The 16345-nt window shown below is 70.0% G+C and carries 14 protein-coding genes and 1 riboswitch; of the genes, 11 read left to right on the forward strand and 3 right to left on the reverse strand.

The window, feature by feature from the left end:
- Positions 1-128: 128 nt before the first annotated feature.
- Positions 129-1103 (forward strand): carbohydrate kinase family protein, encoded by a 975-nt coding sequence (locus UW392_RS31300; protein WP_320778532.1) that lies wholly within the window; start codon positions 129-131, stop codon positions 1101-1103.
- Between the two features lie 58 nt (positions 1104-1161).
- On the opposite strand, the gene UW392_RS31305 is transcribed toward UW392_RS31300, so the two are convergent.
- On the reverse strand, positions 1162-2538 hold the full coding sequence (locus UW392_RS31305; protein ID WP_320778533.1) for a cysteine desulfurase/sulfurtransferase TusA family protein: 1377 nt from the start codon (positions 2536-2538) through the stop codon (positions 1162-1164).
- A gap of 260 nt (positions 2539-2798) precedes the next feature.
- Between UW392_RS31305 and coxB the strand changes: the two genes are divergently transcribed.
- The 4 genes from coxB to UW392_RS31325 all read left to right on the forward strand — a co-directional run bounded on the left by coxB (position 2799) and on the right by UW392_RS31325 (position 7326).
- Positions 2799-3791 carry a cytochrome c oxidase subunit II gene (coxB, locus tag UW392_RS31310; RefSeq protein WP_414496723.1) on the forward strand — a complete coding sequence of 331 codons (993 nt, stop codon included), beginning with the start codon at positions 2799-2801 and terminating at the stop codon, positions 3789-3791.
- Positions 3788-5524 (forward strand): cytochrome c oxidase subunit I, encoded by a 1737-nt coding sequence (gene ctaD, locus UW392_RS31315; protein ID WP_320778535.1) that lies wholly within the window; start codon positions 3788-3790, stop codon positions 5522-5524. Before coxB ends, ctaD begins: the two co-directional genes overlap by 4 nt.
- Positions 5521-5919, forward strand: a complete 399-nt coding sequence (locus UW392_RS31320; RefSeq protein WP_320778536.1) for a cytochrome c oxidase subunit 4 — start codon at positions 5521-5523, stop codon at positions 5917-5919. Before ctaD ends, UW392_RS31320 begins: the two co-directional genes overlap by 4 nt.
- A gap of 129 nt (positions 5920-6048) precedes the next feature.
- Entirely contained in the window at positions 6049-7326 is a 1278-nt protein-coding gene (locus UW392_RS31325; protein ID WP_320778537.1) for a L,D-transpeptidase, read from the forward strand.
- An 82-nt stretch (positions 7327-7408) separates the two neighbouring features.
- Here the strand turns inward: UW392_RS31325 and UW392_RS31330 are convergent, their stop codons facing one another.
- Positions 7409-7810, reverse strand: coding sequence for a hypothetical protein (locus tag UW392_RS31330; protein WP_320778538.1), 402 nt, complete (start codon positions 7808-7810; stop codon positions 7409-7411).
- 178 nt (positions 7811-7988) lie between these two features.
- On the opposite strand from UW392_RS31330, the gene UW392_RS31335 reads away from it, so the two are divergent.
- The 6 genes from UW392_RS31335 (at position 7989) to UW392_RS31360 (ending at position 15148) form a co-directional block, all read left to right on the forward strand.
- The gene (locus tag UW392_RS31335; RefSeq protein ID WP_320778539.1) at positions 7989-8609 is read left to right on the forward strand and encodes a heme-copper oxidase subunit III; all 621 of its coding nucleotides are present in this window, start codon (positions 7989-7991) and stop codon (positions 8607-8609) included.
- A 68-nt stretch (positions 8610-8677) separates the two neighbouring features.
- Positions 8678-9487, forward strand: coding sequence for a c-type cytochrome (locus tag UW392_RS31340; RefSeq protein WP_320778540.1), 810 nt, complete (start codon positions 8678-8680; stop codon positions 9485-9487).
- Positions 9484-10536, forward strand: coding sequence for a ubiquinol-cytochrome c reductase iron-sulfur subunit (locus UW392_RS31345; RefSeq protein WP_320778541.1), 1053 nt, complete (start codon positions 9484-9486; stop codon positions 10534-10536). Before UW392_RS31340 ends, UW392_RS31345 begins: the two co-directional genes overlap by 4 nt.
- On the forward strand, positions 10533-12170 hold the full coding sequence (locus UW392_RS31350; RefSeq protein ID WP_320778542.1) for a cytochrome bc complex cytochrome b subunit: 1638 nt from the start codon (positions 10533-10535) through the stop codon (positions 12168-12170). Before UW392_RS31345 ends, UW392_RS31350 begins: the two co-directional genes overlap by 4 nt.
- A 155-nt stretch (positions 12171-12325) precedes the next feature.
- A complete protein-coding gene (gene trpD / locus UW392_RS31355) occupies positions 12326-13390 on the forward strand; it encodes an anthranilate phosphoribosyltransferase (protein ID WP_320778543.1) in 1065 nt (354 codons plus the stop codon).
- A 108-nt stretch (positions 13391-13498) separates the two neighbouring features.
- Positions 13499-13615, forward strand: a riboswitch (SAM riboswitch).
- A 168-nt stretch (positions 13616-13783) separates the two neighbouring features.
- Positions 13784-15148 carry an aminotransferase class V-fold PLP-dependent enzyme gene (locus UW392_RS31360; RefSeq protein ID WP_320778544.1) on the forward strand — a complete coding sequence of 455 codons (1365 nt, stop codon included), beginning with the start codon at positions 13784-13786 and terminating at the stop codon, positions 15146-15148.
- Here UW392_RS31360 and UW392_RS31365 read toward each other — a convergent pair.
- Positions 15091-16296, reverse strand: a complete 1206-nt coding sequence (locus UW392_RS31365) for a glycerate kinase (RefSeq protein WP_320778545.1) — start codon at positions 16294-16296, stop codon at positions 15091-15093. The genes UW392_RS31360 and UW392_RS31365 overlap by 58 nt on opposite strands.
- Positions 16297-16345: the final 49 nt, after the last annotated feature.

Raw genomic sequence — 16345 nt, forward strand, 5'->3', positions numbered from 1 at the left:
GCACCGTAAGCACGGTTCCGCCCGAGGAGAAAGCCCTACTATCGGGTAGTTCTGCCCGCTTCGGCAGCCCCGGCCGACCGGGTAGCGTGAACTGTCAACCCACCTCCCTCCAGGAGAGAGTTCACGCCGTGCGCATCGCAGTCACCGGCTCCATCGCCACCGACCACCTCATGACCTTCCCCGGCCGCTTCGCCGACCAGCTCGTCGCGGACCAGCTGCACACGGTCTCGCTCTCCTTCCTGGTCGACAAGCTCGACGTGCGCCGCGGCGGCGTCGCCGCGAACATCGCCTTCGGGATGGGCCAGCTCGGCACCCGCCCGATCCTGGTCGGCGCGGCGGGCTCGGACTTCGACGAGTACCGCGCCTGGCTGGAGCGGCACGGCGTCGACACCGACTCCGTCCGCATCTCCGAGACGCTGCACACCGCCCGCTTCGTCTGCACCACCGACGCCGACCACAACCAGATCGGCTCCTTCTACACCGGTGCGATGAGCGAGGCCCGCCTCATCGAGCTGAAGACCGTCGCCGACCGCGTCGGCGGCCTCGACCTCGTCTCCATCGGCGCCGACGACCCCGAGGCGATGCTCCGGCACACCGAGGAGTGCCGCGCCCGCGAGATCCCCTTCGCCGCCGACTTCTCCCAGCAGATCGCCCGTATGGAGGGCGAGGAGATCCGGATACTGCTGGACGGGGCGACGTACCTCTTCTCCAACGAGTACGAGAAGGGGCTCATCGAGACCAAGACCGGCTGGAGCGACACGGAGATCCTCGGCCGCGTCGGCCACCGCGTCACCACACTGGGGGCGCGCGGCGTGCGCATCGAGCGGGTCGGCGAGCCGACCATCGAGGTCGGTGTCCCCGACGAGGAGCGCAAGGCCGACCCCACGGGCGTCGGCGACGCGTTCCGGGCCGGCTTCCTCTCCGGCCTCGCGTGGGGCGTCGGACTGGAGCGGGCCGCGCAGATCGGCTGCATGCTGGCGACGCTCGTCATCGAGACGGTCGGGACGCAGGAGTACCAGCTGCGCCGGGGCCACTTCATGGAGCGCTTCACCAAGGCGTACGGGGACGAGGCGGCGGCCGAGGTGCAGGGGCACCTGGGGTAGTCGGCCGGGTGCGGGGCGGTGGGGACCGGCCGCGCGGCTCCCCGCGCCCCTGACGGCATCACCTCACCCTGCGGACCAGGTAAGCCGTCCCTCGCTCTTCCCGTTCCTCTCCCGCGTACTCCTGGCCCCGCATCTCGCACCACGCGGGGATGTCCAGGCGGGCGGCCTCGTCGTCGGCCAGGACGCGGACCGTGGAGCCGACCGGGACGTTCCCGATCACCTTGGCCAGTTCGATGACCGGGATCGGGCAGAGTTTGCCCAGCGCGTCCACGACCAGGCCGTCGCCCTCGGCGACGGCCTGCGGCCTGCGGGCGCCCAGCTTCTCCCGTACCGCCGCCACCACCCCCGGCAGCACCTCCAGGAACCGCTCGACGTCGGCCTCCGCCGTCCCGGCGGGCAGGGACACCCGTACGTTCCCCTCACTGAGCACGCCCATCGCCTTCAGCACGTGACTCGGCGTCAGCGTGCTGCTCGTGCAGGACGAACCGGACGACACCGAGAACCCCGCACGGTCCAGCTCGTGCAGGACTGTCTCCCCGTCGACATAGAGACAGGAGAAGGTGACGGTCCCCGGCAGCCGGCGCACCGGGTCGCCCACCACCTCCACGTCCTCCACCAGCGCGGGGACCCGCGTCCGGATGCGGTCCGTCAGTTCCCGCAGCCGCGCCGCCTCCTGGGCCGCCTGAGCGCGCACCGCCCGCAGCGACGCCGCCGCGGCCACGATCGCCGGGATGTTCTCGAACCCGGCGGCCCGCCCCGACTCCCGTTCGTCCGCCGGCCCCGCGGGCGAGAACCGCGTGCCCTTGCGCACCACGAGCAGCCCCACCCCCGAGGGTCCGCCCCACTTGTGCGCACTGCCCGTCAGCAGCGACCAGTCACCCTCCACCGGCCCCCACGCCAGCGACTGCGCCGCGTCCACGAGGAGCGGCACCCCCGCCGCCCGGCACGCCCCCGCCACCTCCGCCACCGGCTGCTCGGTGCCCACCTCGTGGTTGGCCGACTGCAGGCAGGCGAGCGCGGTGTCGGCGCGCAGGGCGGCGGCGTACGCGGCCGGATCGACCGCGCCCGTACGGTCCACCGCTACCCGGTCGGCGGTGCCGCCCTCCCTCTCGTGCAGCTCACCCGCATGGAGCACCGACGAATGTTCGACCGCCGACACGATGAGGTGACGCCCGACCCGCCGCCGCCCGGCCAGCGCCCCCGCCATGCCCGCGTGCACGGCCCGAGTTCCGGACGAGGTGAACACCAACTCGTCTGCCCGGCACCCCACCGCCTCGGCGGCCGCCTCCCGGGCGGCGTCGAGCAGCAACCGCGCCCGCCGCCCCTCCCGGTGGAGCCGGGCCGGATCGGCCCACCCCTCGTCCAGCGAAGCCAACAGCGCCTGGCGCGCCACAGGATGAAGAGGAGCAGCGGACGCCGCGTCGAGATAGGCCATACGGCAAACGCTAGACGCAGGCTCACCGGACGCCGGTGAAGGGGCGCGGGGAACTGCGCGACAAGCCATAACCGGACCCGCACCCGCCAAACCAGCGAACCACCCCACCCACTAGGCACCCCTCCCCGCGAACCCTCGGAGAGCGTCGGCTAGGGTTTGGTCCGCATAAACATCCAAACCCCTGCCCGACGCAGGGCGGCGACCGACCAGCGAGAAGGCCGCAGCCGAACGCGCGGGCGAGACTCTCGGGAAGGCGCTACGTGAGTCCCAACGGCTCCGACCTCCCCCATCGCCCGAAGGGCGTGGGCGGTACCCCCATGCCGCGACGCCCGATGCGGCGGAGGCTGTCGCAGGCACTGACCGCGGGCCTGGTCCTGGCGACCGCCACCGGTTGCACATGGGAGGACTTCCCCCGCCTCGGTATGCCCACCCCAACCACGGAAGAGGCTCCGCGGATCCTCTCCCTGTGGCAGGGATCCTGGGCTGCCGCGCTCGCCGTCGGCGTGCTGGTGTGGGGCCTGATCCTGTGGAGTGCTTTCTTCCACCGGCGCAGCCGCACCAAGGTCGAGGTTCCTCCGCAGACCCGGTACAACATGCCCATCGAGGCGCTGTACACCGTGGTTCCGCTCGTCATCGTCTCGGTGCTCTTCTACTTCACCGCCCGCGACGAATCCGAAATCCTCAAGCTCGACAAGAAGCCCGACGTCACGGTCAACGTGGTCGGCTTCCAGTGGAGCTGGTGCTTCAACTACGTCGAGGGCGTCGACGGTTCCACCGGTGACGCCAAGACGGCCAAGGAACTGGACGCGATCCCGGACCGCTACAAGGACCAGTTCCCGGCGGACGCCGGCGGCGTCTACGACTGCGGCACCCCGGGCACCCGCAACGAGCAGACGAACAACCCGGGCCCCACCCTGTGGCTGCCCGAGGGCCAGCGCGTCCGCTTCGTCCTGACCTCCCGTGACGTGATCCACTCCTTCTGGGTGGTGCCGTTCCTGATGAAGCAGGACGTCATCCCGGGTCACACCAACGCCTTCGAGGTGACCCCCAACAAGGAGGGCACCTTCCTGGGCAAGTGCGCCGAACTCTGCGGCGTCGACCACTCCCGGATGCTTTTCAACGTCAAGGTCGTCTCCCAGGAGCGTTACGAGAAGCACCTGAAGGAACTCGTAGAGAAGGGGCAGACCGGTTACGTGCCCGCGGGCATCGCCCAGACGGACCACGAGAAGAACCGGGAGACGAACAACCTGTGAGCATCCTCAACGAACCCCAGGGTGCCGCGGCAGCAGGGTCCCATTACTCGGACCAGCTGCCGGTCCGGCGCCAGAGGCGCGGCGAAGTCGTCGTCAAGTGGCTGACCACCACGGACCACAAGACGATCGGCACGCTGTACCTGGCCACGTCGTTCGTGTTCTTCTGCATCGGCGGCGTCATGGCGCTGCTGATGCGCGCGGAGCTGGCCCGCCCGGGACTGCAGATCGTCTCGAACGAGCAGTTCAACCAGGCGTTCACGATGCACGGCACGATCATGCTGCTGATGTTCGCGACGCCGCTGTTCTCCGGTTTCGCGAACTGGATCATGCCGCTGCAGATCGGCGCGCCCGACGTGGCGTTCCCGCGGCTGAACATGTTCGCCTACTGGCTCTACCTGTTCGGCTCGCTCATCGCGGTCGGCGGCTTCCTCACCCCGCAGGGCGCGGCCGACTTCGGCTGGTTCGCGTACTCCCCGCTGTCGGACGCGGTGCACTCGCCGGGCATCGGCGGCGACCTGTGGATCATGGGTCTGGCCTTCTCCGGTTTCGGTACGATCCTCGGCTCGGTCAACTTCATCACCACGATCATCTGCATGCGCGCGCCGGGCATGACCATGTTCCGCATGCCGATCTTCACCTGGAACGTGCTGCTGACCGGTGTCCTGGTCCTGCTGGCCTTCCCGGTCCTGGCCGCGGCCCTGTTCGCCCTGGAGGCGGACCGCAAGTTCGGTGCCCATGTCTTCGACGCCGCCAATGGCGGCGCGTTGCTGTGGCAACACCTGTTCTGGTTCTTCGGGCATCCAGAGGTGTACATCATCGCGTTGCCGTTCTTCGGCATCGTCAGTGAGATCATCCCGGTCTTCTCCCGCAAGCCGATCTTCGGCTACATGGGCCTGATCGGCGCCACCATCGCGATCGCGGGTCTGTCGGTGACGGTGTGGGCGCACCACATGTACGTCACGGGCGGCGTGCTCCTGCCGTTCTTCTCCTTCATGACCTTCCTGATCGCGGTCCCGACCGGTGTGAAGTTCTTCAACTGGCTCGGCACCATGTGGAAGGGCAGTCTCTCCTTCGAGACACCGATGCTGTGGTCGACCGGCTTCCTGATCACCTTCCTCTTCGGTGGTCTGACCGGTGTCCTCCTCGCGGCGCCGCCGCTGGACTTCCACGTCTCGGACTCGTACTTCGTGGTCGCCCACTTCCACTACGTGGTCTTCGGCACCGTCGTCTTCGCGATGTTCGCCGGCTTCCACTTCTGGTGGCCCAAGTGGACGGGCAAGATGCTCGACGAGCGCCTCGGCAAGATCACCTTCTGGACGCTCTTCATCGGCTTCCACGGCACCTTCCTGGTCCAGCACTGGCTGGGCGCCGAGGGCATGCCGCGCCGGTACGCCGACTACCTGGCGGCCGACGGCTTCACCGCGCTGAACACGATCTCGACGATCAGCTCGTTCCTGCTGGGCATGTCGATGCTGCCGTTCATGTACAACGTCTGGAAGACGGCCAAGTACGGCAAGCCGGTCAACGTCGACGACCCGTGGGGCTACGGCCGTTCCCTGGAGTGGGCGACCTCCTGCCCGCCGCCGCGGCACAACTTCCTCACGCTGCCGCGCATCCGCTCCGAATCCCCGGCCTTCGACCTGCACCACCCCGAGATCTCCGCGCTGGACCAGCTGGAGAACGTGGGCCACGGTGACAAGGCCCTCGCTGGCGGCAAGGAGGCCGGCAAGTGAAGATCCAGGGCAAGATGTTCATCTGGCTGAGCGTCTTCATCCTCGTCATGGCGATCGTCTATGGCGTGTGGTCGAAGGAGCCGGCCGGCACGACCGCCCTCTTCCTGGCCTTCGGGCTCTCGATCATGATCGGCTTCTACCTCGGCTTCACGGCCAAGCGGGTCGACGCGGGCGCCCAGGACAACAAGGAAGCGGACGTCGCGGACGAGGCCGGCGAGGTCGGGTTCTTCAGCCCGCACAGCTGGCAGCCGCTCTCGCTGGCGGTCGGCGGCGCGTTCGCCTTCACCGCCGTCGCGATCGGCTGGTGGCTGATGTTCTTCTCGGCGCCGCTGCTCCTGATCGGCCTCTTCGGCTGGGTCTTCGAGTACTACCGCGGTGAGAACCGCACCCAGTAGCACGACCCGGTCACCCGAAGGACCCGGACACTCCGCCAGGAGGGTCCGGGTTCCTTCTTTTGCCGCACGACGCCACCCGTCCGGCTTACCCACCGCGCCGCCCCGCGCGAGGCTTCCTACGTTGAGGCCATGAGCCACTCAGTTCACTTCCCGGCACGGGGGCGCACGGCCGTCGTGAGCTGCACGCTGCTGGTGATCGCCCTGGGGACGGCCACCACCGCGTGCAGCGGCGACGACGACCCCCTGGCCGCCTCGCCCTACGACGCGGCCGGCCGCGTCTCCTTCAACGGCCCCACGGAGCCGGGGAAGAAGGCCGACCCCGACAAGCCCCTGGAGGTCGTCGCCGAGGGCTCCGACGGGCGCATCACGGACGTCACGGCCATGGACGCGACGGGCCGCTACGTGGCGGGTGAGCTCTCCGCCGACGGCGCCCGCTGGCACAGCACCTCACCGCTGGCCGCCGACGCCTCCTACACGGTGCGGGTCAGCACCGAGGACGGCGACGGGGCGCCCGGCCGCAAGGTCCTCACCTTCGACACGGGCAGGCCCGCGGCCAAGAAGCGGCTCGACGTGGTCTTCGGGCCCGACAAGGGCACGTACGGGGTGGGCCGGCCGCTCACGGCCGAACTGAGCATGCCCGTCAAGGACCCCGCCCAGCGGAAGACCGTCGAACGCGCCCTCAAGGTGGAGTCGACGCCCGCCGCGGAGGGCGCCTGGCACTGGGTGGACGACAAGGAACTGCACTACCGCCCCCGGGACTACTGGCCCGCCCACGCCACCGTCCGGGCCCGCTCCACCCTCAAGGGCATCAAGATCGGTGACCGGCTCTGGGGCGGCACGGCCAAGCCCTTGCAGATCGAGACCGGCGACCGCGTCATCGCCGTCACGGACGCCTCCTCGCACACGATGACGGTCTTCCGCAACGGCGAGGAGATCAAGTCGATCCCGGTCACCACCGGCAAGCCCGGCTTCGAGACCCGCAACGGCGTCAAGGTCGTCCTCGGCAAGGAGCCGTTCGTCCGGATGCGCAGCACCACCGTCGGCATCGCCGAGGGCTCCTCGGAGGCGTACGACCTCCCCGTCCACTGGGCCACCCGGGTGACCTGGAGCGGCGAGTACGTGCACGCCGCCCCCTGGTCCGTCGGCTCCCAGGGCTCCGCCAACGTCAGCCACGGCTGCACCGGCATGTCCACCGGCAACGCCGAGTGGTTCTTCGACACCGTCCGGGAGGGCGACATCGTCGAGGTCGTCAACTCCTACGGCGACACGATGGAGACCTTCGGCAACGGCTTCGGCGACTGGAACCTGGACTGGAAGAAGTGGCGCACGGGCAGCGCCCTCACAGGCGGCAACCCGAACGGCCCGGCGGAACAGGAAGCCCCACGACTCCGCCCGACGGCCACATGAGTGCCCCGTCAGGGGCGCGGGGAACGGCGCGACAAACCACAACGAACCCGCACCCGCCCCGCGACCCCAAGGCCCCACCCCACTAGGCGCTCTGCAACCGCCCCTGCCGCAGCAGAGAAGCCAACGCGGACGCGAACTCCACCGGCTCGACCGGCAGCGTCACAGCCGCGTCCGCCCGGCTCCACGTAGCCAGCCACGCGTCCTGCGGACGTCCGATGAGCAACAGCACCGGCGGACAGGCGAACACCTCGTCCTTGATCTGCCGGCACACCCCCATGCCGCCCATCGGCACGGCCTCGCCGTCCAGCACGCAGACGTCGATCCCGCCGCGGTCCAGCTCCTTGACGACGGCGGCCGGAGTGGCGCACTCCACGAACTCCACGACGGGCACGTCCGGAGCCGGCCTGCGGCCGGTCGCGAGCCGTACCTGTTCCCGGGTGGTGGAGTCGTCGCTGTAGACCAGCACCGTGACGGTCGGCTGCATGCTTCCTCCGAAAGGTCGTGTCCCGTTGCGCGGGATGCTACTCCCTCGGACACCCCGTCAACACCGGGCGCAACACGGCTCCTGAGGGCCCTTCCGCTGGGCCATCCGGGCAGTCCGGACGGGGTGAACACTCCGAACGGCACCCCCGGGAGTGAGGGCGGGATAAGCGACCGACATAATGTCGGTCGTGGCGACAGCAACGACAGTAGATACCGGGCACGCGCACCCGTCGGTCAACCGACCGAACCTCACCAGCGTCGGAACCATCATCTGGCTGAGTTCCGAGCTGATGTTCTTCGCGGCCCTCTTCGCGATGTACTTCACCCTGCGATCGGTGACCGGCCCGGACTTCTGGTCCGAGAAGGCCGACGCGTTGAACCTTCCGTTCTCCGCGACGAACACCACGATCCTGGTGCTCTCCTCCCTCACCTGCCAGCTCGGCGTGTTCGCCGCCGAGCGCGGTGACGTGAAGAAGCTCAGGATGTGGTTCATCGTCACCTTCATCATGGGTGCGATCTTCATCGGCGGTCAGGTGTTCGAGTACACCGAGCTGGTCAAGCACGAGGGCCTGTCGCTCTCGTCGGACCCGTACGGCTCGGTGTTCTACCTGACCACCGGCTTCCACGGACTGCACGTGACGGGCGGCCTCATCGCCTTCCTGCTGGTCCTCGGCCGCACGTACGCGGCCCGGAGGTTCACCCACGAGCAGGCGACCGCCGCCATCGTCGTGTCCTACTACTGGCACTTCGTCGATGTCGTCTGGATCGGCCTCTTCGCCACGATCTATTTGATCAAGTAGGCGCGGACCGCTTCCCGCGCACACATCCAGAAGCATCGACGCAGAAGATCCTGACACCGGGGTAATCCGTGAAAAAGCTCTCCGCACGACGACGCCACCCGTTGGCGGCGATCGTCGTCCTACTCCTCGCGCTGGCATGCACCGGGGGGCTCTACGCCGTGTTCGCGCCCGCGGACAAGGCGCAGGCCGATGAGACGGCCCAGTCCCTCGCCATCGACGAGGGCAAGAAGCTCTACGCCGTCGGCTGCGCGAGCTGCCACGGCACCGGTGGCCAGGGCACCACCGACGGTCCCAGCCTCGTCGGCGTGGGCGCCGCGGCCGTGGACTTCCAGGTGGGCACCGGGCGCATGCCGGCCCAGCAGCCGGGCGCGCAGGTCCCCCGCAAGAAGAACATCTACTCGCAGGCCGAGATCGACCAGCTCGCGGCCTACATCGCCTCGCTCGGCGCCGGTCCGTCCATCCCCTCGGACGAGAAGTACGACGTCGAGGGCGCGGACGTCGCCAAGGGCGGTGAGCTCTTCCGCACGAACTGCGCGCAGTGCCACAACTTCACCGGCAAGGGCGGCGCCCTGACGCACGGCAAGTACGCTCCGACGCTCGAGGGCGTCGACCCGAAGCACATCTACGAGGCCATGCAGACCGGCCCGCAGAACATGCCTTCCTTCCCCGACACCACGCTGACGGAGCAGAACAAGAAGGACATCATCGCGTACCTCGACGCGGTCAACGGGGACGACACCGTGGACCCGGGCGGTCTGTCGCTGGGTGGCCTCGGGCCGGTCAGTGAGGGCCTCTTCGGCTGGATCTTCGGTCTCGGTGCCTGCATCGCCGTCGCCGTGTGGGTCGCCGCCCGGACCGCAAAGGCCAAGAAGTCATGAGTAGCCAAGACATTCCAGAAGAGAACCTGCCCGCCGCGCGGGAGACCGCGCACGGCGAGGTCGCGGACGAGAAGCACCCGTTCGCCGACCCGGGGCTGCCGCCCCACGAGCACCGCGTCCAGGACATCGACGAGCGGGCCGCGAAGCGCTCCGAGCGCAGCGTCGCCTTCCTGTTCACCCTGTCGATGCTGGCCACCGTCGGCTTCATCGCCTCCTTCGTGGCCATCGACCACGAGAAGTCGGTCTACGTCTTCCCGATCGGGCACATCAACGCGCTGAACTTCGCGCTGGGCCTGACGCTGGGCGTCGCGCTGTTCTGCATCGGCGCGGGCGCGGTCCACTGGGCCCGCACCCTGATGTCCGATGTCGAGGTCGCCGACGAGCGTCACCCGATCGCGGCGTCCCCCGAGGTCCGTGCCAAGGTGCACGCCGACTTCAAGCAGGGCGCCAAGGAGTCCGCGATCGGCCGCCGCAAGCTGATCCGCAACACGATGTTCGGCGCGGTCGCCCTGGTGCCCCTCTCCGGCGTCGTGCTCCTGCGCGACCTCGGTCCGCTGCCCGAGGACAAGCTGCGCCACACGCTGTGGTCCAAGGGCAAGCTGCTCGTCAACATGAACACCAACGAGCCGCTGCGTCCCTCGGACGTCGCGGTGGGCTCCCTCACCTTCGCCAAGCCGGAGGGCCTGGAGGAGCACGACGAGGAGTTCCAGAACGAGATCGCCAAGGCCGCCCTGATGATCGTCCGCATCCAGCCGGACAACATCAAGGACAAGCGCGAGCTCGAGTGGTCGCACGAGGGCATCGTGGCGTACTCGAAGATCTGCACCCACGTGGGCTGCCCGATCTCCCTGTACGAGCAGCAGACGCACCACGTGCTCTGCCCCTGCCACCAGTCCACCTTCGACCTCTCCGACGGCGCCCGGGTGATCTTCGGTCCCGCCGGTCACGCCCTGCCGCAGCTGCGCATCGGCGTGAACGACGAGGGCTACCTCGAAGCGCACGGCGACTTCGAAGAGCCCGTCGGTCCTGCATTCTGGGAGCGCGGATGAGTACACATGAGGCCACCACGACCCGCTCCCGCGGGAAGGCACCGGCCGGCGAACGCGTCGCCGACTGGGCCGACGGCCGGCTGGGGATCTACTCCCTGGCCAAGGCCAACATGCGGAAGATCTTCCCCGACCACTGGTCGTTCATGCTCGGTGAAGTCTGCATGTACAGCTTCATCATCATCATCCTGACCGGTGTGTACCTGACGTTGTTCTTCCACCCGTCGATGAACGAGGTGGAGTACCACGGCAGCTACATCCCGCTGCAGGGCCAGCTGATGAGCGAGGCCTACAAGTCGACGCTGGACATCAGCTTCGACGTCCGCGGTGGTCTGCTGATCCGGCAGATCCACCACTGGGCGGCGATCATCTTCCTCGCCGGCATGTTCGTGCACATGATGCGCGTCTTCTTCACCGGCGCGTTCCGCAAGCCGCGTGAGATCAACTGGCTGTTCGGCTTCCTGCTGTTCGTCCTCGGCATGTTCACCGGTTTCACCGGTTACTCGCTCCCGGACGACCTGCTCTCCGGCACCGGTGTCCGCTTCACGCAGGGCGCGATCCTGTCCGTGCCGATCGTCGGCACGTACATCTCGATGTTCCTGTTCGGCGGGGAGTTCCCCGGGACCGACTTCGTCGCCCGGTTCTACTCGATCCACATCCTGCTGCTGCCGGGCATCATGCTCGGGCTGATGGTGGCCCACCTGATCCTGGTCTTCTACCACAAGCACACGCAGTTCGCGGGTCCCGGCAAGACCAACAAGAACGTCGTCGGCATGCCGCTGCTGCCGGTGTACATGGCCAAGGCCGGAGGCTTCTTCTTCCTGGTCTTCGGCGTGATCGCGATCATCGCGGGCATCGCCTCGGTCAACCCGATCTGGTCCATCGGCCCCTACCGGCCCGACATGGTCTCCACCGGCGCCCAGCCCGACTGGTACATGGGCTTCGCCGAGGGACTCGTCCGCGCCATGCCCGGCTGGGAGATCAACTTCTGGGGTCACACGCTCGTCCTGGGTGTGTTCGTCCCGCTGGTGATCTTCGGTCTGTTCCTCGCGATCATCGCCCTGTACCCGTTCATCGAGTCCTGGGTCACCGGGGACAAGCGCGAGCACCACATCCTGGACCGCCCGCGCAACGCCCCGACCCGGACCGCGTTCGGCGTCGCCTGGGTCACCGCGTACATGATCATGCTGGTCGGTGGTGGCAACGACATCTTCGCCACCCACTTCCACCTGTCGATCAACGCGGTCACCTGGTTCGTCCGGATCGGCTTCTTCGTCGGCCCGGTCATCGCCTTCGTCGTCACCAAGCGGATCTGCCTCGGCCTCCAGCGCCGGGACAAGGAGAAGGTGCTGCACGGCCGCGAGTCGGGCATCATCAAGCGCCTGCCGCACGGTGAGTTCATCGAGGTGCACGAGCCGCTCAGCCAGGAGCAGATGTACTCGCTCACCGCGCACGAGCAGTACAAGCCGGCCGAGATCGGCCCGGCCGTCGACGAGAACGGCGTCGAGCGGAAGGCCGGCGGCGTGGAGAAGCTCCGCGTCAAGCTGAGCAAGTCCTACTACGGCGAGGAGTCCCAGATTCCGAAGCCGACCGTAGACGAGTACAAGGAGATCACCAGCGGCCACGGCCACCACTGATCCTCCTGCGTCGCCACACGACAGCGAAGGGCCCCGTCCGGTGTTCGGACGGGGCCCTTCGTCGCGCCCCCGGGCTGGATAAGGTGGACCCACGTCTTGCCCGCGCGGGATCTCCTCCCGCGCGGGTTCTCTTCCCACTTTCACAGGAGCGGCTGATGAGCGCTGTGACCCCCGCTGGAGGCGACACCGCGGCGGGCCGCTCCTGGCCCGTGCTGCTGAACGGACTGCTGGACGGCCGGGACCTCTCCGCGGACGAGACCGCGTGGGCGATGGACGTCATCATGCGCGGCGAGGCCACCGACGCGCAGATCGCCGGGTTCGCGGTGGCCCTGCGCGCCAAGGGCGAGACCGTCGACGAGATCGGCGGCCTGGTCCGCGCGATGTACGGGCACGCCCATGTCATCCAGGTCCCCGGCGACACCGTCGACATCGTCGGCACCGGCGGCGACGGCGCCAAGACCGTCAACATCTCCACCATGTCGGCGATCGTCGTCGCCGGCACCGGGGCGAAGGTCGTCAAACACGGCAGCCGCGCCGCCTCCTCGGCGTCCGGCGCCTCGGACGTCCTGGAGAAGCTCGGCGTCAATCTCGACCTGACGCCGCGGCGCGTCACCGAGGTCGCCGAGGAAGCCGGGATCACCTTCTGCTTCGCCGTGAAGTTCCACCCCGCGCTGCGCCACGTCGCGGCGGCCCGCGGACAGCTGGGCGTGCGGACGGTGTTCAACTTCCTCGGTCCGCTCACCAACCCGGCCAACGTCCGCTCCCAGGCCATCGGCGTCGCCGACGCCCGGATGGCACCCATCATCGCCGGGGTCTTCGCCGAGCGCGGCAACTCCTCACTGGTCTTCCGCGGCGACGACGGGCTGGACGAGCTGACGACCACGGCCACGTCCCGGGTCTGGACGGTGCGCGACGGCAAGGTGACCGAGGAGACCTTCGACCCGCGGGACGTGGGCATCGAGCTGGTGCCCGTCGAGGCTCTGCGCGGCGCCGACGCGTCGTACAACGCCGACGTGGCCCGGCGGCTGCTGAACGGCGAGACGGGCCCCGTACGGGACGCCGTCCTGCTCAACTCGGCGGCGGCCCTGGTCGCGCTGGAGCGCGGCGACGGCCCGCTGACGGACCGCATCGGGGCCGCCATCGAGCGGGCCGCGGTGTCGGTCGACTCCGGCGCGGCCAAGAGCGTCCTGGACCGGTGGGTGGCCGCGACCAACGCCTGACGGCCGCCTCGGAGGCCGTCGGTCCGCCCGACGGCCCCGTGCGGTGTACGTCCCGCGATCCGGACACGGGTTGCGGGACGTCGATCTTTTCGCTTACGTTCGTCCCCAGGTCATGAGTGACAGTCATGAGGCCCCGGCCGACTGTCCGGCAACCCTCCGTCCGTGGCGGGGTGCCCCGGGTGAAGACCAGGCCGCAGGCAGCGAGGTCTGCGGCAAGCGCGGACCCCTCGCACACTTCCAGAAGTGTGGGGCCAGGGGTCCTGGTCGTCGAGGAGCCTTCCGTGAGCAAGCGAATGCGCTAGGGCCGCAGAGCCCCGCCTCCGCACACCCTTCTTCTTCTCTTCCGGCGCGTGCCGTGCCTCGCCGCGCCCGAATTCTCACGGGAGTCCCGTCATGTCCGCACCCACCGCTGTCTCCGCCCCGCTGGCCGTCCTCGGCGCCGACGTCACCGTGCCGCTCGTCACCGGCGGCGAGGTCACCTACGCGGCCCTCGACTACGCGGCCAGCGCCCCGGCCCTGAAGCGCGTCTGGGACGACGTCGCCGCCTACGCGCCCTACTACGGCAGCGTCCACCGGGGCGCCGGGTACCTCTCGCAGCTCTCCACCGACCTGTTCGAGAACGCCCGCCGGACCGTCGCGGAGTTCCTCGGCTGCCGCACCGGCGACCAGGTCGTCTTCACCCGGTCCACCACCGACTCCCTCAACCTGCTCGCCGCCGCCCTCCCGGCCGGCTGCCGGGTCTTCGTCTTCGAGACCGAGCACCACGCCTCGCTGCTGCCCTGGAGGAACGCGGACGTCACCTACCTCGACGCCCCGCGCACCCCGGCGCAGGCCGTCGAGACCCTGGAGCGCGCCCTCGCCGCCCGCGAGCCGTACGGCCCCGCGCTGGTCTGCGTCACCGGCGCCTCCAACGTCACCGGCGAGCTGTGGCCGGTGCGCGAGCTGGCCGCCGCCGCCCACGCCCACGGCGCCCGGATCGTCCTGGACGCCGCCCAGCTCGCCCCGCACCACCCGGTGGACCTCGCCGGCCTCGACGTGGACTGGGTCGCCTTCTCCGGGCACAAGCTGTACGCGCCCTTCGGCTCCGGGGTGCTGGCCGGCCGCGCCGACTGGCTCTCCGAGGCCGAGCCCTACCTCGCCGGCGGCGGCGCGAGCCGCCGGGTCAGCCGCCGTGCCGACGGCGGTGTGGACGTCGAGTGGCACGACAGCGCCGCCCGCCACGAGGCCGGGTCGCCCAACGTCATCGGCGCCTACGCCATCGCCTCCGCCTGCAAGGCGCTCACCGAGGCCGGGTTCGAGACGCTCCTCGCCCGCGAGGAGCACCTGATCCGCACGGTCCGCGAGGGCCTCGCCGAGGTGCCCGAGGTGCGGGTCCTCTCGCTCTTCGGCGCCGACGCGCCCCGCGTCGGCGTCCTCTCCTTCGTCGTCGACGGCTGGAACAGCTCCCACTTCGCCGCCGCCCTCTCCGCCGAGTACGGCATCGGCGTCCGCGACGGCCTCTTCTGCGCCCACCCGCTGGTGCGCACCCTGCTCGGCAGCGACCCGCAGACGCAGGGCGAGTGCGGCGCCCCCGAGGCCGCGCCCGGCGAGAAGTCCCTCAACGCCGTCCGGGTCAGCTTCGGCGCGGGCACCCCGGACGAGCACGTCGAACGGTTCGTGACGGCCGTGAAGGAACTGGTCCGCGACGGCGCCCGCTGGAACTACCGCACCGAGGACGGCCGCTGCGTCCCCGACACCTCCGCCGCCGCGGCCGCCTGAGCCGGTAGCCGCGCGCCGAGGACGATCATCCGCAGCGCCCGCTCGGTGGCGTCCGTGACGAGTTCGGCACCCCGCAGCAGCGCCTCCGCCAGTGCCATCGGCGCGGGCAGGATGCCGTGGCAGGCATCGACGCCCGGTACGTCGTACGCGCCTTCGCCGAGGGTGCCGGCCAGCGCCAGCACCGGACGCCCGTGCAGCTTGGCGCGGCGGGCGACCTCGGCCGGGATCTTTCCGCGCGGCGTCTGGTGGTCCAGGGCGCCCTCGGCGGTCAGCACCAGGTCGGCGCGGGCCAGCCGGGCGTCCAGGTCCAGCGGGTCGAGCAGCACGTCGAACCGGGGCAGCAGCCGCGCGCCGAGGGCGGCGAGGCCCGCGCCAAGGCCGCCGGAGGCGCCGGTGCCGGGGCCGCCGCGCAGGTCGGGGCGGCCGGTGGCGACATCGCGGGCGAGGACGTACGCCCAGTTCTCAAGACCCGCCGAGAGGTGTTCGACCTGGGCCTGGGTCGCGCCCTTCTGCGGGCCGAAGACCCGGGCCACGCCGCGCTCGCCGCACAGCACGTTGAACGGGTTGCAGGCGACGAGCAGTTCGGTCTCCCGCAGGCGGGGGTCCAGGCCGGACGGGTCCACGCGGGCCAGCCGGGTCAGTTCCCGTCCGCCCGGCGGCAGTTCGAAGCCGTCCGCGTCCAGCAGCCGGGCGCCGAGGGCCTGCAACGCGCCCGCGCCGCCGTCGGAGGTGCCCGAGTCGCCGCAGCCCACGAGGACGCGCCGCACGCCGGTGTCGAGCGCGGCGCGGATCAGCTCGCCGACCCCGTAGGTGGTGGTGGCGCCCGGGTCGCGCAGCGCGCGCGGGACGAGGGAGAGACCGGCGACGGCGGCCATCTCCACCAGGGCCGTGTCCCGGGAGCCGAGCAGCGCGAAGTGGGTGCCGATCCGCTCGCCGACGGGGCCGGTGGCGGGCAGCGCCACCAGCCGGCCGCCGGTCGCGGCGGCCAGCGCGACGGCCGTGCCCTCGCCGCCGTCCACCAGCGGCACCCGGTCGATCTCCGCGTACGGCAGGACCCGGCGGACCCCGGCCGCGATGGCGTCGGCGGCGGCCTGGGCGGACAGCGACTCCTTGAAGCCGCTCGGTGCGACGACGACTCGGTTCAGCACGGCGGAACTCCTCAGCGGGTCACGGGAACACCGAACCACGACCACCCTC

The organism is Streptomyces sp. CRN 30 (genome assembly GCF_034105845.1).